The following is a 20186-nucleotide window of genomic DNA, read 5'->3' as shown; positions in this document are numbered from 1 at the left end:
CACCACTAAGTTAGCTCATCTTGTGAACCCCATCATCGACTACATCTGGAACGTGAAAGGCAATCTTATCGACGCGCTCGATAAGATGAAGAAGAACGTTACCGAGGTCACAGGCGAGCTCGAGAAGACCGAGGCGCAGGCGAAGAAGACGAAGAGTGCCTTCGCTCAGCTCGCCGACAAGGGCTTCCAGCTCGATAACCTCGTTAAGGGGGCGCAGCAGCTGACCGATGGGATACAAGGGCTTATCGCCCCAGGCGTTGCGCTCAATACCTCCCTTGTCGACCTCCAAGCCATCACAGGCGTCACGGGCGACAAGCTCCAGCAGATCGAGGGCTATGCCCGAGCAACAGCAAAAGCCTTCGGCATCGATGCGGCAGGAGCGGTAGAGTCGTACAAGCTCATCCTCGGGCAGCTCGCCCCCGAACTCGCCCAAAGCCCCGTAGCCCTAAAAGCGATGGGGGAGCATGTCGCCACCCTCTCCAAGCTCATGGGAGGTGACGCCACCGCCGCAGCTGAGGTGCTTAACACCGCCATGAACCAGTATGGCGTCGACCTCTCTGACCCCACCGCTGCGGCTGAGGAGATGGCACGTATGATGAACGTCATGGCTGCCGCTGGGCAGGAAGGATCTGCCGAACTCCCGCAGATCAAGGAAGCCCTCGAGCAGGCAGGGATGGCAGCCAAGGGCGCAGGCGTGTCCTTCGAGGAGACGAACGCCGCCATCCAGGTCTTGGATAAGGCAGGCAAAAAGGGCAGTGAGGGCGGTATCGCCCTCCGCAACGTCCTAGCTACGCTCGCTCAGGGGCGTTTCCTCCCCAAAGACGCCCGCAAGGAACTGGCACGCGCTGGTATCAGCGTCACCGCCCTAGGCGACAAGTCCAAGAGTCTCAAGGAGCGGCTCGACATGCTCCGCCCCGTGATGGAGGACTCCGCCCTCTTAGCGAAGCTCTTCGGCAAGGAGAACACCAACGCCGCCATGGCTCTTATCGGAGGCGCAGACGAAGTCGCAGACTACACCGATAAGATCCGTGGCACGCAGTCTGCCCACGAGCAGGCGGAGGTCGTGATGACGAGCTTCGTCGAGCGGCAGGCACGCATCCGCCAGCAGTTCGATGACCTCAAGATCTCCCTCCTGAACGCTACGGGTGACCTCGGGATGTGGAGCTCCGTCGTAGGCGAAGCCCTCGTACCTATTGCGCAGATCTTACCCCTCCTCGGCTTCATGGGAACGCTTGGCAAATACGCCTGGCAGTACCTCTCGCTCCTAGCTGGCGTCATCGCCAAGAGTACCGTCTGGCAGGGCTTCCTGAACTTCCTCGCCATCGCCCGAACACGGATGATTGCCTTTGCTGTCAGCTCGTGGATCGGCACAAAGTCCGTCGTCCTCTTTGCCCTCCGTGGTATCTGGGCGGGCATCTCCGCCCTCGGCTACTACCTCATCTCGCTCGTCACAGGCGGGGCGGCACAGATCGGCTTTGCCCTCAATGCGCAGATCGCCTTTGCCTCCTTCAGCGTCGCGGCACAGACCGCTTGCCGTGCCGTCTCTGCCGCTATTATGTCCATCCCGATTATCGGGTGGATAGCCGCTGCCATTGCTGCCCTCGTAGCTTTGGGTGTGTACTTCTGGAACACCTCCGCGAAGTTCCGCGCGGTACTTAAAGGTCTTTGGGCAGCGTGTAAGGCGATCTTTGGCGGTATCTGGGATATGGCAAAGGACGTCTTTACAGGTATTGGAGAGCTTATCCTCGCCGCCTTCAGCTTCGATGGTGACGGCATCAACAAAGCCCTCGACAAGATGACGGGGGCGATGAGTAAGTTCGGTGCAGAGACGGCGAATGCCTTCAAGTCCGCCTACGATGAGGAGATGGCACGCAGTGAAGCCGAAGCGAAAGCCGAAGAGGAGCGGAAGAAGCACGAGCAGCAAGGTGATACGCCCATCGACCTCACCCTCCCCGACCTCACGGAGCTGCTTAATGGTGGTGGAGGCGGTGGCACAACACCCCCCAAGCCCCCAAAGCCTGGCACGCTCGGCGGTGATACGTCGCTTGACACAGGCGGCAAGGGTAAAGGCAGTGGCAATGGCATCCGTAACGTCACGATCCACATCGGCAAGCTCGTTGAGAGCCTCCACATCCATACTTCAAACCTTCAGGGCGACAACTCCGAGGTCAAGGCAGCCGTTACTGAAGTCCTCCTCAGCGCAGTCAACGACGCCAACCTCGCCATACAATAGCTCTTACTCTCCCTATGCAGACGATCATACAGGGCAACGACACGACCCTTACCCTCATCCCCTACCTCCAAGAGCTGCTCCTCCCCGACAGCTCAGGCACAAGCTCCCTAGAGCGGCGCAAGGTGGACTTCGCTCTAGCACGCAACATCGCTGTGCGCCTCATCCCCTACATGCGGTGGGAGGCGGTCACCCCTCTATTCGTTGTCGAGGGGTCAGCAATACACATTGCCTTTACCGCCCCTCTTCAGAAGCCAGGGAAGTGGGATATTGAGCTGACGTGCTACCTACCCACAGGTGGCGACGCAACCACCTACACCCAGCGCACCCTCCGAGTGGAGGCGTGTGAGGTCATCCCCCGATCCCTCCTGCACCGAGTCGCCACCAGCGAAGCATTTACCATCACGGCAGACCTTGCCGTAGCCCTCAAAGGTGAAAAGGGCGACCGAGGCAAGGACGCCTACACCCACTACCTCGAGACGACCGCCGACGACCCTAAGCTCTCTGAAGCCGAGTGGGCAGACAGCTACCTCGCCTTCGCCCACCTCTTAAGACGTATCTAGTTATGCAGACCCCCGAAATCATAGCCCAAGAGTGGGAGCGCATCTACCGCGCCAAGCAAGACCTCCGCACAGCCCTCACCGAGCGTGGCGTCTCCCTCCCCAAAGACGCGCTCCTCGAAGCCTACGCCCCGAAGGTGCGCTCCGAGATCCCGCCCCTTGTCGAGATCTACAAGGAGCAGCAGTTCTTCCAGACCCCGCAGGAGCGACTACCGAAGCTCACGATTGCGGGGAGCTACTCGCCCGTGAAGCTCGCGTGGCTCTTTGGGCGGTGTCCAAACCTCCTTGAAGCCCCCGAGGTCATCGGTATTGAGCGTGCCAGCTCCCTTCATAGCCTCCTCCGTGAGAGCCGTGCCGTCCGTGGCGCGCTTGTCCTCCCTGACCTTCCCGTCTGCCTTCAGATGGATAGCCTCGTCCGAGAGTGCAGCAACATCCAGTCGGTGACGATTGGCGACGCGCCTATTTGCGAAGACGTCAATTACCTAGCTGCCCAGTGCACCCAGCTCCAGTCCCTCACAATCGGCGCGCTCCCCGTCGTGCGGAATATCGAAGCCATCCTCTACCTCTGCCCCGAGATCGAGCGGTTTGAGACGCACTTTGGCGACAAGATCACCTCCGCCGCTTGGGCATTTAACTACTGCACCAAGCTCCGCGAGATTACGGGCGTCATCGACCTCACGAAGGTCACCAACCTCAACAGCTTCATCGCCGAGTGTCCCGCCCTCGAGGAGGTACGGCTCAAAGGCATCCAGGACAACCTCATCCTCCATCAGTCCACGCACCTCTCCCTTGAGAGCGTCCGCTACCTCATCACCGAGGCGCAGCAGGTCACGGGCAAGACCATCTACCTCTCCCGCAAGCTCACCGAGCGTCACCCCTCGGAACTGGTAGAGCTCGGTAAGGCAGCCAACGCCAAGGGCTGGACAATCAGCTATCGATAACAACTTCACCCATCGTCCACCACCTATTATATAATGAGTACTAGTCCATCCATCCGCCTCATTGCCCCCGAGGGCAAGATGTACGTCTGTCGCAAGACCCAGACCATCGGGGCGATCCTCCGCCTCCCCACCGAGCAAGCCGAAGGGCTGGAGCTGCTTGACGAAGAGGACGCCCTCGCCCTTGAGCAGTCCTGGCATCCCGAGTGGTACGAGCCAGCCCCCGAGACAAGCGAGCCGTAGCCCCCGTATTATTCCCTCATACTCCTATCCCTACACTGCTATCCTATGACTACCCGAGAGCGTGAAGAAAAGAAAGAACACGCCCGACTCCTCTACATGCAGGGCGACGACCAGAAGACCATCGCCTCACGCCTCAACGTCTCCGAGGTGACCATCTCCCGCTGGGCGGCTTCAGGCGGCTGGCGTGAACTACGTGCCGCCCAGAACGTCACCCGCCCCCAGCTCATCAATAAGCTCCTCCTCTCCATCGACAAGCTCATCACCAAGGTGCAGCAGAGCGACGAGGTGAGCGACCACGTGAGCCTGATCAAGAGCCTCAAGAGCTTTGCCGACACCATCGATAAGCTCGACAAGCGGGCTAATGTCGTTGACGTCATCGAGGTCTGCACTGCCTTCGGGCGGTGGATGGAGCTACGTATGTCCATCGACCCCGAGGTGACACCCGAGTTCGTCCGTAAGGTCGTCGGCTATCAAGACCTCTACATTCAGTCCATCCTCGGCTCACAAGCCCAGTAATTCAGTCCTCCAACAGCTATGCCCCTCAATACGATTGTCCCCATCGCCCTCTCCGCTGGTAAGGTACTCCTCTATCGCTTCCCGAACCAGCCCAAGGGCGGTTTTCCTCAGCACGGCGAAGCAGGCGAGTTTACCCCCTCTGCTGTTGCTTCCCCCATCACCGACCCCGCCTACTGGGAGGGGCGGTACACGCTCTGCCCTCTGCGCCTACGCCTTGATGATGGTGCAACGCTGGAGCTACAAGATGCCGTCGTCGCCATGACCCGCACCAAGCAGATCACCACAACGCAGGTCGTCGGTATGCAGGGAACAGTCAAGGAGTACATCAGCAACGGCGACTACGATATCAACATCGTGGTGGGGCTACAAGGCACAGAGGATGGCAAGCTGGCGGACGTCTACCCCGTGGATGCCCTCCGTGAGCTACGTAAGTACCTCGAGGTCGATAAGCCCCTGCAGGTGCAGAGTGCCTTCTTCGATGTCTTCGACATCAACCGCATCGTCATACGTAGCGTCTCCATCACACAGGACACCGCCAGCAACTACCAAGAGCTGGAGATCTCCGCCCTCTCCGACAACGAGTACAACGTCGTCAGCACCGATTACTAACATCTATTGTCTGCCATGTACCGACTAACTGCCCGCGTGGAAATCGAGAGCGATCGCAAGTGGGTGATCGATAAGATTACCGCCTGCGAGATTGAGCGATCGACCGAAGAGCTGACCGACACCTGCAAGCTCACCCTCCCTAAGCGCATGCTCTGGGATCACAAGGAGGGCATCCCCCTCCGCCGTGGCGACAAGGTGCGCGTCTCCCTCGGCTATGACGGCAACCTACAGCTTGCCTTCGTGGGCTATATCCGCGAGATTGGCTTTAAGACGCCCGTTGTCCTCGAGTGCGAAGACGAGATGTACAAGCTTAAGACCCAGCCCGCCGTGCCTAAGGCTTACCGCTCGGCTACCATCGAGCAGCTCCTACGCGACCAGGGTATTACCACGCCTATTCGTGTGCTGGGGGAGCAAAGCCTCGGAGCATACCGCGTCAAAGCAGACAACGTCGCGAGCCTCCTAGGTGAACTCAAAGAGCAAGGTATCCGTAGTTTTTTTAGGTATGAGTCGGGCGAGGCAGTGCTGTACGCTGGTGTTGTCTTTGACCACGCAGAAGGATCTGCGAGCCGTCAGGTTATCTCGACGGGTATTAACCTCATCAGCGATAGTCAGCTGAAAGAACAGCACGCCGATACCCTTCGCATTAAGGTTAAGGCAATCTCCATCCAGCCTGAGGGCAGGAAGAAGCAGAAGAAGCTTAAGGTCGAAATTGGCGACAAGGACGGAGAGCTACGCACCCTCCACACCTACAATAAGACTGAAGGCGAGCTACGTAAGTGGGCAGAGCAGGAACTACAGCGGCTCAAGCGCGACGGCTTAACGGGCAGTGTCACCACCTTCGGAGGTCAGCTCATCGACAAACTCGACCACATAGGCATCCGTATCGAAGGTAAGCGCATGGGCGTCTACCAAGCCCAGAAGGTCGTCATCAAGTACGGCGCAGACGGCATCCGCCAAGAGGTCACCCTCGGCTACCGCGTAGCCGAATAACAACGTAGAAGTATATATGCAAATCCCCCCTAAAAGTGGTCTGCAGAAAACCCATATGGGTTTCCGTAAAAAGGTATATGGTTTTTGCAAAAAGGTATATGGGTTTCTACGGCGACCCTTATGCCCCTTTTTTTGACCCCCTAAAGCATCCGATAAACAGGCAAAAAACTATGAGTGAAATAGCCTCCTTAGTCAAACAGCTCGCAGGGCGTGGCGTCTCGACCCTCAAGTTCAGTGAAGTCACCAGCGTCGACCGAGCCACACGCACCATCGACTGCCAGCCCCTCGATGAGTCAGCACCCATCCTCGGCTGCACGCTGCAAGCCGATGGAGAGGGAACGCAAGGGCTTACCCTCTTCCCCAAGGTGGGTAGTCTTGTTATCGTGGGCTTAGTGGACGGTGGTGAAGCAGGCGTCACCCTCCTCTCGGATGAGCTCGACGCCCTCGAGCTGCAAATAGGCGACCAGCGCATCGAGGTCACAAAAGACGGCATTACGCTGAATGAGGGCAAGCTTGGCGGACTCATTAATATTGCTGACCTCACCAGTAAGCTCAACACCCTTGAGCGTGACCTCAACGCCCTCAAGCAAGCCCTCTCCTCTTGGACGCCCGTCCCGCAGGATGGAGGCGTAGCCCTCAAAGCCTCCGTCGCCTCATGGGCTGGGCAACAATTACAGCTCAGTCAGCGCAGAGACTACGAAGACACAAAGGTGAAACACTAGCCACACAAGGTATTATGATAGGTATACAGATTGACCACACCACAGGCGACCTCTACCTCCCCGAGGGACACATGACTCTTGGCGAGGTACGAGAGCAGACTGCCCAATTTCTCCTCGAGGGTGTCCCTGGCTCGTTCGGCGAGTACCCCACGCTGGGGCTTGCTGTGCGTCGCATGCTTGGCGCACCCTACGACCCGATGTTCCCCACCTCCGCCCTCAAGATGATGCAGTACTGCATCATCCCAGCCGAGCGCATCGTCCCCACCACGGAGGGCTACGGCATCATATTCAAGGACTAACATATTCATATTATGGCACGCTCCACACAAGACATCCGCCGCTCCATCAGCGAAGCATTCATCGCTGACCCCACCATACAAGCTGGCTACAAGCTCATCCCTGGCAAGACCTACGAGGAGCAGTTCAGTAAGGTCTCCCTCGAGTCCATCCTCTTCTGGGTCTTTGCCTCCGCCATCCACGCCCTCGAAGAGCTCTTCGACAAGCACCGCGAGGACGTCAAGGAGCTAGTTGCCGAAGCTGAGCCCCACACCCTCCGCTGGTACGCCCGAAAGGCGAAAGCCTACCTTCACGGCTACGCCCTCCTGCCTTACAGCGATAAGTACGACACTTCTGCCCTCTCCCCAGAGCAAATCGAAGAGGCTCGAGTCATCCGCTACGCTGTCGCTTCGGAGTATGGGGCAGTCGTCTACCTTAAGGTGGCAGGAGCGGATGATAAGGGTAAGCCTACCATCCTGCCAAATACGATCCTTGACCCCTTCCGTGCTTATATCCACCAAGTCAAGGACGCAGGGGTATCTATTCGCATTATCTCCGCAGCAGGCGATAAGCTCCGCCTCGCCCTTGAGGTCTACGTACAGCCTACGTTGCTCTCTATCTCGGGTGCGCCCTCCGATGAGCGTCAAGAGGAGATACGCAAGGCGGTCGAGACCAACATCACGACCCTCCCCTTCGATGGCGTATTCCGACCCTCTGACCTTGTGATTGCCCTCTCCAGCATCTCGGGGGTAGAGGCTACCGTGGTCATCTCTGCTACTGCCACACCAGCGGAGACGAATAACTGGCAGCCTATCTCAGGCTACCACCGCCCACGCTCAGGGTACTACAATATCGACTCCCTCACCATCAACTACAAGCCCTATGACACCACAACAAGCCTATAGGATCGACTGGCGTAAGATTGTCTCCGATGCCTTACCCTCTTTCTTGCGTAAGCCTCTTATTATTTCGCTCCTCCTTGCTAGCATCGCACCCCTCATCTGGCTATACCATCGCTTCTTTCAGGCACGCCTGCGTGACTTCTACAAGCTCCAGCACAACGGACAGGTGTGCTCCCTCCTTGGAGTCCTTGAGGAGCAATACCCCTCATCTCTAGGGCTACATTACCGCATCGAGGACGTCAAACGTCGTGGTACGGTCATCTACACCCACAGTGAGAAGCGAACCAACGTCCCCGTAGCCTACCCCGAGGGTAACCGCAAGGTACTCATCACAGGTAGCGAGAACCACGGCACTGACCCCTCCTCCTTTGTGGTCTACGTACCCCAGGATATCTACGACACCAAGCTCTCTGAGGTGCAGTGGCTTGTCGACCAGTATCGACTCCCAACCAAGCACCCCATCTACATCCGATTAAGCAAGCCGTAATCACTATTTAATCACTGATTAACTTATGCATACCGCCAACTACCGCACCGCAACCAATGGTGCTGGAGAGGTCGGGCAATATCCCCTCTCCACCGAGACACTCGACTTCACTCAAGACCAGATCCGTCAGCTCCATGAGCTATCAAGGATCGTGGGATACAATCGCCCCTGGGTGCTCTATTCCCCAAGTATGGAGGATGAGGGGATACTCCTCTATGCTGATGAGCTTATCACCATAGAAGTACTCGAGGATGCCCTCGAAAACGACACAGAGTACAGCATTTGCCTCCGAGAGAAGAAGGTGGATATTCAGACGCCCGATGACGTCTACAAGGCAGCACGCACCTACAAGACTGCCTACGTTGCCCCCAAGGGAACAGCTGGCGCTATTGGGCTTGTGATGTCTCGTGACTCCAATAACATCCACTCCGAGGGCTTCTACACCCTCGCTCAGCTTGCTCACCTGAATACTGCACAAGATACGTGGGAGGTGTCCAACGACACAGGCAAACTAATACTCACAAGCAATGACCTAGACTTTGAATGGCTCGGGCGTAAGATCCTCTTCACGGCTACCCACAACGCCCCTAACGTCCCTATGAGCCTTGATGAGCTAGATAACGCCTACCTCACGACCCGTCTCCTCGATCAGTCTACAAAGAGCTTCCTGCAAGAGCTCGAAACACGCCATGGCGTACGCTACCGCCGTGTATTCAAGCATCCCGACGATCATACCGACCGAGGAGAGGAGAAGTATCCAAATATCAATGCTTATGGTTGGGAGTGTCTTCCAAATCAGGTGATCGGCTCATGTAAGATCGACATCAACCCCTACGTAAGCAAGTCGACGGTCTCCTGGCAAAAGGGTGTTCTTCAGTCCGTAACGCTTACACCTCAAGGTTCTGGTCTGCTCCTCTCAGCAGCACAGCACCCCATGATGGATGTCAACAAGGCACGTATCGAGATCTCCTTCCTCCACCATGGCTATGGGACGCTCCATGCCGCAACGTTCCTACGAGACTTTATGCAGCCCTATGGTCGACACATCTACCTCGGCTTTGATGGCTCTAAGATGACCCGTACAGAGAGCATCATTGTCTCCGTAATCTCCCTATAGACAAGCAGTGGGTGGTAACAGAAAAAGCCCCCACCCACGCTATAAATAGACTCTCACCTCATACTTATAGACGACGCACGCAAGCGTGTGGATGGGGGCGTATGCCTTCTGTCCTCGCTTGCGTGCGTTGCTTTATATAAGTATGGGTGAGAGGCTACAAAGATACAACGTTTACCCCTATACACTTACATCATGCGTACCCCAATCACTTACTACGGAGGCAAGCAGACTATGCTTCAGCACATTCTGCCCCTTATCCCTAAGCACAACATCTACACCGAGGCGTTCTGTGGCGGTGCTGCCGTCTTCTTCGCCAAACAGCCAGCACCCTCCGAGGTCATAAACGACCTCAACAGCCATCTAGTGTGCTTCTACACCATGCTACAAACCGAGTACTCGATACTCAAGGAGCGTATCGATGCCACCTTGCACAGCAGGGAAGCACACGCGCACGCCGCTCATATCCTTGCCTTCCCGCAGTTCTTCACCCAGATGGATCGGGCGTGGGCGGTTTGGGTGCTAAGTAAGATGAGCTTTGCGTCCATGCTCGATGGCACATTTGGCTACGACTTCCAAGGCTCAATGACCAAGCGGCTACGCAACGCCAAGGATAGTTTTACCCAGCACCTCTCCGACCGACTCGACAACGTAACCATAGAGTGTCGTGATGCGCTCGACGTCATCGCACTCTATGATAGCCCTGAGACCTTTCACTTCGTTGACCCGCCTTACGTCGGGAGCGACTGCGGACATTACGAGGGCGTGTTCGGCGAGTTGCACCTGGTGCAACTCCTTGAGCTACTCACGCAGCTCAAGGGAAAGTTCATGCTAACCATGTTCCCTCACGACAAGATAGCCGAGTTTGCCAACAATAATGGCTGGATAACGCACACAATAGAGCGCACTATCTCAGCCAGCAAAGTCAACCGACGAAAGCAAGAAGAGTGGATCGTCTGCAACTACGAAGAGGAAGAAAAGCAACCAACGCTCTTCGAGTGATTGCGAAACATCGCAATCTGTATTATTTCAGGCGGTTTCGTTTTCCTCCTTCAGGCGGTTTCGTTTCCGAAAACCGCAATATTTCGTTTTCCCGATTATACTGGATGCCAGGAAGTTTTTTCAGCACATCCTCGATATAGCGATCCTGTGCCCCAGCGAAGGCCTTCACCCGATAGCGGAGCGTATCACCATGAGAAGTGATGGGCGGAGCTTTGATATGGACTTCTCTTAGTTTAATCTCTTCGCTCTCCAGACGTATGGTAGCCCGCTCTACCGATAGCTCGGGGCTAGCAAGTAATAACTCTCGCTTCTTGTAACCCAACAGAGCGAAGGAAAGAGCATGGTCATGAGGTAGAATGGTGAATGTAACTAGCCCTTCATGGTTGGTTTGAGCAAAGGCTGTTCGTCGGTGCGTACTATCCCATACAGAGCAAATTACATCTGATATTGCCTGCCCCGTCTCTGCACTCACGATGCGAAGGATGAGCTTACGCCCTTCACCTTGAGCCTGCACCTTCTCCCCAAGGATTGAGGCGACGACACACATCCAGAGGATAAAGAGAGAGAAGACCTTCCTCACCATCACCCTACTCCAGTTCGATGGGGTTATAGGGTATATTCTGTTTCTTGGCAGAGCCTGTGTGAGAGATGATTTTATCAGACTTATAGCCATCGGGATGAGAAGTATAGTTCTTCTTTGCCTTCAGAAGTCCAAGTCTCGTTGTGTTGAAAGTATTCTTATTCGGCTTACGATAGATATACTTCCCCTGAACTTTCTCTAACCCTACTAGGCTGTAGGAATGGTCTCTAGCAGTGTCATAAAGGCAGGTAATGAGACCAGGTAAACCTCTGAACTTATATGGTCCATAGGCAAGTGGCACCTCCTCCGTGTACCAGGCAATGTAGTCTCTTCCTCGGAAGTATGTGCTAGCCTTCTTACACGCATACCCTGCCACAATAGTATCTCCCTCGAGGAGCTTCCACTCCATCTTAGGGATAGGCTCTTTGTAGCAATAATGCTCAACAAAGATTCGATCATAGAACTCAAGGGTATCCGTCACATTGTTCAGCAATATCCAACCTGGCACTCTCACTGAATAGGACGCATTAGAGTAGGCTGTATAGAAGTCTACAAGCCTTTTACCAGCACGAATAGAAGCATCCCATATGGAGTCAGCCTGGAGGTTGCCAAGATTGGCAAAAGCATGCCACTGAGAGCCAACCTGCAAGACCTGTATCCACTTTGCCTCAGGTTGCCGCACCGATGGTATAGGGTGATAGACTTTCTCATAGTATATCTGGTACTGAGCATAATCTAGGATAACCTTTTTCACCGTATCGGGCTTTGCTATGGACTCCATTTGCTCAAGGGTCTCACGAATATTTGGATGAATACCTCCATTTTGTGCATTCATCGGTGGAGCAACAGCACAGAAGAGGAGGATTATTGTTGCCCGTAATTTAAGAGCCATAGGTTTGTACATAATGGACAGCTTAACGATGAGGGAAAAGACAGAGCTGATGGGAAACTACTTTTCTTGCATTCTTAATCATTAGGGAAGGGCTTATTCACTTCCTAACAGCAAACGTACAAAGAGTTTTCAGCAAAAGCAAACCCTGTAGTCTGATAGGGATTTTACATATTTCATCCATAAGTATACGAGTGTAGCACCCCCAGTCTTAGGGGGCTTATAACCTTAGTTTTAGCTACATTTGTGGAGAGGCTCTATCGTAGATGCCCTTCAAAACTAACGGAAGATGATTGCTTATATAAAAGGAATATTTACCGAACTTACCCCCACCGCCGTCATCATTGAATGCTCGGGTGTGGGCTACCACGTCTCTATATCCCTCTCTACCTACACTGCCCTATCCTCACAGAAGGAGGGCAAGGTACTCATCACCGAGATCATCCGAGAGGATGCCCACCTACTCTTCGGGTTCGCTACGCAGGATGAGCAGGAGCTCTTCCGGCACTTGATGAGTGTCTCGGGTGTAGGGCCCAATACAGCCCGCATTATCTTGAGCTCATATCCCCCGTATGAGCTTAACAGCATCATTACCCTCGGACAAATAGAGCCACTCAAGGCGATCAAGGGTATCGGGCTGAAAACAGCCCAGCGTATCCTCGTCGACCTACGGGGCAAACTTCCTCCAATGGAGCAGGTTGAGCAGAGCGAAGGCACCAAGGCCAAGCCCTCAAAGGCACACCCTGTACAGTCCTTGGACACTACTACCCCTCAGGAGGCCATCAGTGCGCTGAAGATGCTCGGCTATCCCGAGGCTGCGGCACAGAAGGTCGTCCGTCAGCTCATCGCCACCACCCCAACAATCCGTGTCGAAGAGCTCATCAAGCAGAGCCTGAAGCTCCTCTAGCGTGTCTCGAGGGAAGGCACTACACACCTTATTTTGCCTTGGGTACAGCCTCACGCTTTGCACCCTCAGTTTTGTCACGCCCCTATGGGCACAAACCCAGAGAAGTGTACCAAGCCATAACGCTCGCCCCTCTCCTGTATCTCCAGTCAAGGAGAAAGGGGATAGTACCCTCTTCCTCCCCCAGACAGCCGAAGACCTTAGCCCACAAGCACGACCAACCCTCTCCCTTCGCCCTCCCCAAAACGTAGAGGCTCGTTTCGTCTACGATCCCCGTACCAACCTCTACCTGCTCACCACATACCTCGGAGGCAAGCCACTCACTACTCCCATTGCCTATACTCGTGAGGAGTACATGCGCTATCGGGGGATGCGTGATGTTGCTCGCTACTGGGATGAACTGTACCAGCAGGGGAAGCTCCAGCAAGGGAAGGCACGGGGACGTAATCCCTTTGACCTTCAGTTCGACCTCTCGGCCAGCGAGCGTCTCTTCGGCAAGGGAGGCCTACGTCTACAGCTACAGGGTTCAGCAGAGCTCTCTGCAGGACTAAAGACCACACGCACCGACGATCCTTCGCTCAGCGCACAGGCCAGACGCCACACCTTCTTCGACTTCAACGAGAAAATCCAAGCCTCAGCACAAGCGACACTAGGGACGAAGCTGAGCTTTGGGATGAATTACAACACAGGGGCAACCTTCGAGACCGATGCCAAGCGACTCAAGCTCACCTTTGAGGGCGAAGAGGACGAAATCATCCGTCTCATCGAGGTGGGGAATGTCTCTATGACTCCTCGCAACTCGCTGGTGTATGGGGGTGGGACGCTCTTCGGGCTTCATTCCAAGCTCCAGGTGGGGAAGTTCCAAATGGATCTCCTCGTCAGTCAGCAGCGTAGCCAGAGCAGACGTATCTCCAGCCGAGGTGGCACACATACGGAGTCTTTCGAGCTGTCGGCAGCGGACTACGATGCCTCTCGGCACTTCTTCCTCGCCGAATACTTCCGCTCGCACTACGATGAAGCGATGAGGACGCTCCCCTATGTCCACTCCTCGGTACAGATCACACGTGTCGAGGTATGGGTAACCAATCGTCGAGGGCGGTTTGATGATGCACGCAACGTGCTTGCCTTTGCTGATCTTGGGGAGCCACAGCGGGTACATAGCCCCCACATTACCCTGAGCTCACCCCGCCTCCCTGTCCCCACTAACACTGCCAATAACCTCTATCAAACCCTCACTCTTCGCCCTGAACTCAGGCAAATAGATGCCATTACCTCCCAGCTCGCCTCCAGCTTCACGCCAGCCTCTGATTACGAGAAGGTCGAGAGCGCACGCCGTCTAGAGCCAAACGAATATACCCTGCATCCTACACTAGGCTATATCAGCCTCTCTTCCCCACTTGCCCCCGATGAGGTGCTGGCGATAGCCTACGAGTTTACCTACGCTGGGCAGGTCTATCGTGTGGGAGAATTCTCAGCTGATCGCCCAGGGCAATCGACTGAAACACTCTTCGTTAAGCTCCTGAAAGGTACCAACCTTACCCCCACAGCCCCTTACTGGGAGCTGATGATGCGTAACGTCTATAGGCTCGGCACGGGTGTAAGAGACGTGAAGCAACAGGGCTTCCGTCTCGATGTCTACTATCGAGACGATGCTGCGGGTATGGCTCTACCCTACCTCCCTGAGGGGCCACTGAAGGGTAAGCGTTTACTCTCTGTCCTTGGGCTTGATCGTCTAGACAGCCATCAGGAGGCACGTGTAGATGGTCGCTTTGACTTCGTGGAGGGCTATACAATCCGCTCTCGGGACGGGCTGATCTTCTTCCCCACAGTAGAGCCATTCGGCAAGACGCTCACCGATGCCCTAGGGGCTGGGAGCTGGTCCGACAAGTACGCCTACACCGAGCTCTACACCAAGCCTCTGGAGGTAGCGAGGCAAAGTGCCGAGAGGAATAAGTATAACCTCCGAGGAGTTTACGAGGGAACCTCTGACGGGGTTATCTCGTTAAGTACGACGAACGTTGCAGAGGGCTCTGTACGGGTGATGGCTGGGGGGCGACTCCTCAAGGAGGGGGAAGACTACAGCGTGGACTACGCACAGGGAGAGGTAAGGATACTCAACAAACAGCTCCTCGACTCCAAAACCCCTATTGACGTTTCCCTGCAGGGAGGTGACGGGCTGGGACAGCAGAGGAAGACCGTACTTGGCGTGGATATGAGCTATGAGTTCTCGAAGGACTTCCGTGTCGGAGCCACCCTCATGCATCTCTCCGAGCTACCGCTCTCCTCGAAGGTACAGCTCGGGCAGGAAAGCCTAAAGAACACCATGTGGGGGGCGAACTTCAGTTACCAAACCCAATCCCCGTGGCTAACGAAGATGCTCAATAAGCTCCCACTACTTGACCTGACCGCTCCCTCCAGCTTCAGTATCTCAGGAGAGTTTGCACATCTCATCCCTGGTCACCACGAGAATAGGTACACTAAGGGGTATAGCTCGCTGGATGACTTCGAGGCCTCTCGGAGCAGTATCGACCTGATGAATCCCCACGCTTGGCACCTCTCCTCTACCCCCGTCTCTCAGATTCCTCAGGGACTTACCCCTCAGGACTACCTCCGCTATGGTGAGCGTAGGGCCCAGCTGGCATGGTTTGCCATCGATCCTCTTTTCACCCGAGAGCGCAATAGCCTTACCCCCACCTACATCAGGAATAACCCCGACTATGTCAGCAACCACTTCGTTAGGGAAATCCCGACGAGGGAGCTCTTCCCCTTCAAGGATCAAAACCTCAGCCAGCCCAGCTACCTCTCGACGCTCTCTCTGAGCTACTACCCCGAGGAGCGCGGCCCGTACAACCTCAACGCCTCTGCCCTCACGCCCTCTGGACGCCTTGATATGCCCGAGAAGAGCTGGGCAGGCATCATGCGTAAGATCGATCAGGCGGACTTCGAGGCAGCGAACATTGAGTACCTGGAGTTTTGGCTTATGGATCCCTTCGTACACAACCCTACGGCACAGGGTGGGGAGCTGTACCTCAACCTCGGAGACATCTCGGAGGATATACTCAAAGATGGACGGAAGTTCTTCGAGAATGGACTCCCCCTTACCCCTACTCCCTCTGCTACAGAGGACGGTGTATGGGGGAAAGTACCTACTCGGCAAAGCGTGGGCTATGCCTTCGATAACGCTGCTGGGGCAAGGGCGAAGCAAGATGTGGGGCTTAATGGACTCTCCACCGAGGAAGAGCGGACCTACCCAGCCTACGCAAGCTACCTAGCAGCTCTCCGCTCTCGCCTCAATCCCTCGGTACTGAGCAACTGGCAGTCTGATCCCTTTAGCCCACTCAATGACCCAGCTGGGGACAACTTCCATCATTATCGTGGCTCGGACTACGACGCAGCACGCCTCCCCATCCTAGAGCGGTACAAGCGATACAACGGCACGGAGGGCAATTCACAAGCCTCCTCTCGAGATGACGGATATAGTGAGGCTAGTACTGTCGCTCCCGACGTAGAGGATATCAACGAAGACTATAGCCTAAACGAACAAGATCGTTACTTCGAGTATCGCCTGCCTCTCAGACCTGGGGACCTTCGTGCAGGGCGTGGGTTTATTGTCGGGGAGCGTACGGCAGAGGTGACATTTCGTAATGGACAGCAGCTCCCCGTACGTTGGTATCAGTTCAAGGTCCCCCTTCGCTCCTTTACCTCTCGTGTCGGCAGGGTGAGTGACTTTAGGAGTATCCGCTTCATGCGTCTCTACCTCACAGGCTTCACCGAGGAGACCCAGCTACGCTTTGGAGCACTACGCCTAGTGCGAGGAGACTGGCGCACCTATGAGGGAGCACTCGATGAGCACACCACCCCTTCACCCACCACAGAGCTCTCTGTGACATCGGTCAATATCGAGGAGCATGGGGATAGGTCTCCCATCAATTACGTCCTACCCCCAGGTGTATCTCGCACGCTAGATGCTGGGGCAAGCCAAAGCCTCCAGCAGAACGAGCAAGCGCTTTCCCTCCAATTCAAGACCCTTGCTCCTCAGGATGCTCGTGCTGTCTACCGCAACACCCACTATGACCTGCGCCGCTATCGACGCCTCCAGCTCTTCGCCCATGCCGAGGAGCTGGTAGATGGTGGCACCCACACTCAGGACGGCGACCTCATCCTCTTCCTTCGTCTGGGGTCAGACTACCGCAACAACTACTATGAGTATGCCCTACCCCTTCGTATCACCCCTCCAGGTGTTTACAGCTCAGACAACCCCAATGATCGGGAGCGAGTCTGGCCAAAAGAGAACCTAATTGACCTCGCCCTCGATGCCCTTGTTTCCCTCAAACGAGTGCGTAACGCTTCTCTAGATAATGGCTCTGGAGCCTCGCTCTACCAGCTCTTTACTCGCCCCAGCAGCGAGCATCCTGAGCACACATTAGGAGTGCTGGGGAACCCCTCACTCTCAAACATCCGTACCCTGCTCATCGGCGTACGCAATGCATCGGGAGTCGTGAAGAGTGCCGAAGTATGGGTCAACGAACTTCGTGTCGGGGATTACCATGAGGAGGGAGGATGGGCAGCAAACACCCAGATGGCTCTCCAGCTCTCTGACCTAGGCACAGCGAGCCTAAAGGCTCAGTATATCTCCTCTGGCTTTGGTGCCATTGACCAGCCTCTAGGGGCACGTGCTCTAGATAGCCGTCAGAACGTTAGCCTCTCCTCCAGCATCGAGCTAGGTCGCTTCTTCCCCAAGAAGGCACAGGTCTCTCTCCCCCTCTACTATTCACTCACCGACGAACTCATCACCCCCGAATACAATCCCTCGGATGAAGATGTCCGTCTAAAAGATGCCCTCGCCTCTGCCCCCAGCGATGCAGCACGAGAGGCTCTAAAGGATCGTGCCATCACACATCGTCGTACCCAAGGCTTCTCCCTCTCGGGTGTCTCCGTAGGGATACGCTCGAGAGAGACGATGCCCTATGACCCTGCCAATCTCTCTGTTTCCTTTGGGCACAACACCTCCGAGGAGCAAACACCTGAGATCGAGTACAACCGCCATCTCGACTGGCAAGCATCGCTTAGCTACGATTACACACCGAGCTTTCGCCCCCTGCGTCCCTTCCAAAAGATACGGGGGAAAAGCCCTTGGGCTGACTTCCTACGTGACTACGCCCTTACTCCATGGCCCTCTCGTCTCTCACTCCAGACCACAATGCTTCGTCGCTATGACGAGGAGCAGTTACGTCCCATCGGTAATCAAAATCTCGCCGAGCGTCTACCAGCCTCATTCGCTCAGCAGTTCCTCTGGAACAGGAAACTTGACCTCTCTTGGAGCCCAATTACTAGCCTCAGTTTCACCTTCTCTAGTGGTACAGATGCACGGATCGAGGAGCCCCACCAGCAGGTAAATCGACGTCTCAACCCCGATGGCTGGCGTGCCTGGCGAGAGAGCGTCCATGAGAGCATACGGGAGGGTGGTACCCCCATGCACTACGGGCAGAATGCCACCCTCACTTGGCAGCTCCCCACCTCCCGCCTTGCACCGCTGAACTTCCTCTCCTCCCAGCTCTCGCACACCAGCAGCTACACGTGGGACCGAGGGGCTGTACTGCCTGACCCCAATCTACGTGTAGGCAATACGCTGATGAGCCAAGGTAGCCTAGAGCTATCTACTCAGTTACTTCTCCGTCAGCTCTACCGCAAAGTACCCTACCTCACAAGGCTCGAAGAGAAGTTCGTACGAGGGCAAAGGGATACACGGGGGAGAGCAAAGGGACAGCAAAGAGGTGAAGGAGATAGCTTCCTTACTCAACTGGCTGAACGCCTCATCTACACGCTCACCTCGGTGAAGGATCTCTCATTCGTCTACCGAAGTACGACGCAGACGCTTATCCCAGGCTTCCTCCCTAACGTTGGTGCTGTGGGTGGGCAAGGTCGCTCACACGGCCTTCTATCCCCGGGCTTAGGCTTCACCTTCGGGCTTACTGACGCAGACTTTATCGATGTCCTTGCCCAGAGGGGTGATCTGCTCCTAGCCACAGAGCGTGCTACCCCTGCCACCTTCTCTCGGACAACGAGCTACGACCTTCGGGCAACTCTCCAGCCTCTACCTGACCTCACCCTTACCCTTATAGGTAACCATACCCGCACCGATCGCACCGAGGTGCAGTATATGTACTCGGGTCGTCCCCGCCTGTATGGAGGAGACTTCACGATGACTACCATCGGGCTACGTGGATTCTTCTCTAGCTCAGATGCGACTTCGGGCTATGCCTCTGAGACCTTCGCACGCTTCCTCGCAAATCGCAGAGACATTGCCCAGAGACAGAAACGCACAGCCCTCCATGGACAGCAAGGGGCAACCCTCGAAGAGAATGCCCCTGCTGTACTGATCCCAGCCTTCCGTGCTGCCTACTCTCAGGCTGGTGGTGCTACGGGTGTTAGCCTTAGGGCTCTACCTTCGCTAGCAGGGATGCTCCCCAACTGGAGCATAAACTACACTGGCCTCTCCCGAATACCTTTTCTCAAGAAGTACTTCCGCAGTATTACCCTCAGACACGCATACCGAGGCACATATACCGTTGGAGGCTTCTCGTCACTCGCTGGCTGGCAGGGTACGGATACCGATGCTCTGGGTCTCCTCACTACACCTGCCTCCGATGGCTCTGGGACACCTACGACCAAGCTTAGCTATGCCTTCGACATCGGATCGGTTGCCCTGCAGGAGAGCTTCTTCCCTCTCATCGGGCTTGACTTCAATTGGGCAAACGGACTCGGTGTGTCAGCTGCATGGAGGCGTAGCCGTGGTCTCGTGCTGAACCTCTCCGCCTTCAGCATCATTGAAACGAGCTCAAGCGAACTGACCTTTGGGGTTAACTACAAGGTCGCAGACATCAGGAGGCTTTTTCACCCTGCACCTCTGAAGCAACGGACAAGGCGAAAGAAAGCTGAAACAACCACACCACCCAAGAGCCTCATACTACGTAGCGAATATAGCTTCCGCCGCTCCCAGAGCCTCATTCGGCGTATTCAGGAAGACTTTGCTCAAGCCACCTCAGGACTCGCAGACACTCGCCTCAGCCTCAGCGTGGAGTACGAACTCAGTCGACTACTCGCTCTCAAGGCCTACTACGAGTGGACGCGCAATGTACCCCTAGTCAGCACACGCTCGTTCCCTCTCTCGACGACAAGCTATGGCCTCTCCCTGCGCTTCACGCTAGCAAACTAGTGTATTCC

Annotated in this window: 17 protein-coding genes; 15 read left to right on the top strand and 2 right to left on the bottom strand. The window is 55.7% G+C overall.

Annotation, left to right across the window (positions count from 1 at the left end):
* Positions 1-22 precede the first annotated feature (22 nt).
* The 13 genes from HMPREF0636_RS01175 to HMPREF0636_RS01115 all read left to right on the top strand — a co-directional run bounded on the left by HMPREF0636_RS01175 (position 23) and on the right by HMPREF0636_RS01115 (position 10589).
* The gene (locus HMPREF0636_RS01175) at positions 23-2233 is read left to right on the top strand and encodes a phage tail tape measure protein (RefSeq protein WP_044167926.1); all 2211 of its coding nucleotides are present in this window, start codon (positions 23-25) and stop codon (positions 2231-2233) included.
* A 14-nt stretch (positions 2234-2247) separates the two neighbouring features.
* A complete protein-coding gene (locus tag HMPREF0636_RS01170) occupies positions 2248-2793 on the top strand; it encodes a hypothetical protein (RefSeq protein ID WP_044167925.1) in 546 nt (181 codons plus the stop codon).
* Positions 2794-2795: 2 nt separating this feature from the next.
* On the top strand, positions 2796-3731 hold the full coding sequence (locus HMPREF0636_RS01165) for a hypothetical protein (protein WP_044167924.1): 936 nt from the start codon (positions 2796-2798) through the stop codon (positions 3729-3731).
* Between the two features lie 33 nt (positions 3732-3764).
* Positions 3765-3971, top strand: coding sequence for a hypothetical protein (locus HMPREF0636_RS01160; protein ID WP_044167922.1), 207 nt, complete (start codon positions 3765-3767; stop codon positions 3969-3971).
* A 45-nt stretch (positions 3972-4016) separates the two neighbouring features.
* Positions 4017-4487, top strand: a complete 471-nt coding sequence (locus HMPREF0636_RS01155) for a terminase gpP N-terminus-related DNA-binding protein (protein WP_044167920.1) — start codon at positions 4017-4019, stop codon at positions 4485-4487.
* A gap of 18 nt (positions 4488-4505) precedes the next feature.
* Positions 4506-5096, top strand: coding sequence for a DUF6046 domain-containing protein (locus HMPREF0636_RS01150; RefSeq protein ID WP_052328681.1), 591 nt, complete (start codon positions 4506-4508; stop codon positions 5094-5096).
* 15 nt (positions 5097-5111) lie between these two features.
* A complete protein-coding gene (locus HMPREF0636_RS01145; protein WP_044167919.1) occupies positions 5112-6086 on the top strand; it encodes a hypothetical protein in 975 nt (324 codons plus the stop codon).
* A gap of 170 nt (positions 6087-6256) precedes the next feature.
* Positions 6257-6808 (top strand): hypothetical protein, encoded by a 552-nt coding sequence (locus tag HMPREF0636_RS01140; RefSeq protein ID WP_044167918.1) that lies wholly within the window; start codon positions 6257-6259, stop codon positions 6806-6808.
* Positions 6809-6822: 14 nt separating this feature from the next.
* Complete coding sequence (locus HMPREF0636_RS01135) at positions 6823-7107, top strand: hypothetical protein (RefSeq protein WP_044167917.1); 285 nt, start codon at positions 6823-6825, stop codon at positions 7105-7107.
* A gap of 12 nt (positions 7108-7119) precedes the next feature.
* Positions 7120-7989, top strand: a complete 870-nt coding sequence (locus HMPREF0636_RS01130) for a hypothetical protein (RefSeq protein WP_044167915.1) — start codon at positions 7120-7122, stop codon at positions 7987-7989.
* Complete coding sequence (locus HMPREF0636_RS01125; protein ID WP_044167914.1) at positions 7967-8473, top strand: hypothetical protein; 507 nt, start codon at positions 7967-7969, stop codon at positions 8471-8473. The genes HMPREF0636_RS01130 and HMPREF0636_RS01125 overlap by 23 nt, the downstream gene beginning before the upstream one ends.
* 25 nt (positions 8474-8498) lie before the next feature.
* Entirely contained in the window at positions 8499-9590 is a 1092-nt protein-coding gene (locus HMPREF0636_RS01120; protein WP_044167913.1) for a hypothetical protein, read from the top strand.
* Positions 9591-9782: 192 nt separating this feature from the next.
* Positions 9783-10589, top strand: coding sequence for a DNA adenine methylase (locus tag HMPREF0636_RS01115; protein ID WP_044167911.1), 807 nt, complete (start codon positions 9783-9785; stop codon positions 10587-10589).
* A gap of 22 nt (positions 10590-10611) precedes the next feature.
* Here the strand turns inward: HMPREF0636_RS01115 and HMPREF0636_RS01110 are convergent, their stop codons facing one another.
* Positions 10612-11175 carry a hypothetical protein gene (locus HMPREF0636_RS01110; protein WP_162147884.1) on the bottom strand — a complete coding sequence of 188 codons (564 nt, stop codon included), beginning with the start codon at positions 11173-11175 and terminating at the stop codon, positions 10612-10614.
* A 1-nt stretch (position 11176) separates the two neighbouring features.
* Complete coding sequence (locus HMPREF0636_RS08160; protein WP_162147883.1) at positions 11177-12061, bottom strand: GLPGLI family protein; 885 nt, start codon at positions 12059-12061, stop codon at positions 11177-11179.
* Positions 12062-12347: 286 nt separating this feature from the next.
* Between HMPREF0636_RS08160 and ruvA the strand changes: the two genes are divergently transcribed.
* On the top strand, positions 12348-12965 hold the full coding sequence (ruvA, locus tag HMPREF0636_RS01100; RefSeq protein ID WP_044167908.1) for a Holliday junction branch migration protein RuvA: 618 nt from the start codon (positions 12348-12350) through the stop codon (positions 12963-12965).
* 1 nt (position 12966) lies between these two features.
* The gene (sov, locus tag HMPREF0636_RS01095; protein ID WP_248616849.1) at positions 12967-20178 is read left to right on the top strand and encodes a T9SS outer membrane translocon Sov/SprA; all 7212 of its coding nucleotides are present in this window, start codon (positions 12967-12969) and stop codon (positions 20176-20178) included.
* Positions 20179-20186: the final 8 nt, after the last annotated feature.

It is taken from the genome of Porphyromonas catoniae ATCC 51270 (assembly GCF_000565015.1).
GTDB classification, from domain to species: Bacteria; Bacteroidota; Bacteroidia; order Bacteroidales; family Porphyromonadaceae; genus Porphyromonas; species Porphyromonas catoniae.
Note: the sequence above shows the minus strand (reverse complement) of the source record. Positions and strands in the feature narration are given on the sequence as shown.

Bases quoted from the DNA above. Each gene is read 5' to 3' on its own strand.
- HMPREF0636_RS01170 (WP_044167925.1), top strand. From the start codon at position 2,248: ATGCAGACGATCATACAGGGCAACGACACGACCCTTACCCTCATCCCC.
- HMPREF0636_RS01165 (WP_044167924.1), top strand. From the start codon at position 2,796: ATGCAGACCCCCGAAATCATAGCCCAAGAGTGGGAGCGCATCTACCGC.
- HMPREF0636_RS01160 (WP_044167922.1), top strand. From the start codon at position 3,765: ATGAGTACTAGTCCATCCATCCGCCTCATTGCCCCCGAGGGCAAGATG.
- HMPREF0636_RS01155 (WP_044167920.1), top strand. From the start codon at position 4,017: ATGACTACCCGAGAGCGTGAAGAAAAGAAAGAACACGCCCGACTCCTC.
- HMPREF0636_RS01150 (WP_052328681.1), top strand. From the start codon at position 4,506: ATGCCCCTCAATACGATTGTCCCCATCGCCCTCTCCGCTGGTAAGGTA.
- HMPREF0636_RS01145 (WP_044167919.1), top strand. From the start codon at position 5,112: ATGTACCGACTAACTGCCCGCGTGGAAATCGAGAGCGATCGCAAGTGG.
- HMPREF0636_RS01140 (WP_044167918.1), top strand. From the start codon at position 6,257: ATGAGTGAAATAGCCTCCTTAGTCAAACAGCTCGCAGGGCGTGGCGTC.
- HMPREF0636_RS01135 (WP_044167917.1), top strand. From the start codon at position 6,823: ATGATAGGTATACAGATTGACCACACCACAGGCGACCTCTACCTCCCC.
- HMPREF0636_RS01130 (WP_044167915.1), top strand. From the start codon at position 7,120: ATGGCACGCTCCACACAAGACATCCGCCGCTCCATCAGCGAAGCATTC.
- HMPREF0636_RS01125 (WP_044167914.1), top strand. From the start codon at position 7,967: ATGACACCACAACAAGCCTATAGGATCGACTGGCGTAAGATTGTCTCC.
- HMPREF0636_RS01120 (WP_044167913.1), top strand. From the start codon at position 8,499: ATGCATACCGCCAACTACCGCACCGCAACCAATGGTGCTGGAGAGGTC.
- HMPREF0636_RS01115 (WP_044167911.1), top strand. From the start codon at position 9,783: ATGCGTACCCCAATCACTTACTACGGAGGCAAGCAGACTATGCTTCAG.
- HMPREF0636_RS08160 (WP_162147883.1), bottom strand. From the start codon at position 12,061: ATGGCTCTTAAATTACGGGCAACAATAATCCTCCTCTTCTGTGCTGTT.
- ruvA (WP_044167908.1), top strand. From the start codon at position 12,348: ATGATTGCTTATATAAAAGGAATATTTACCGAACTTACCCCCACCGCC.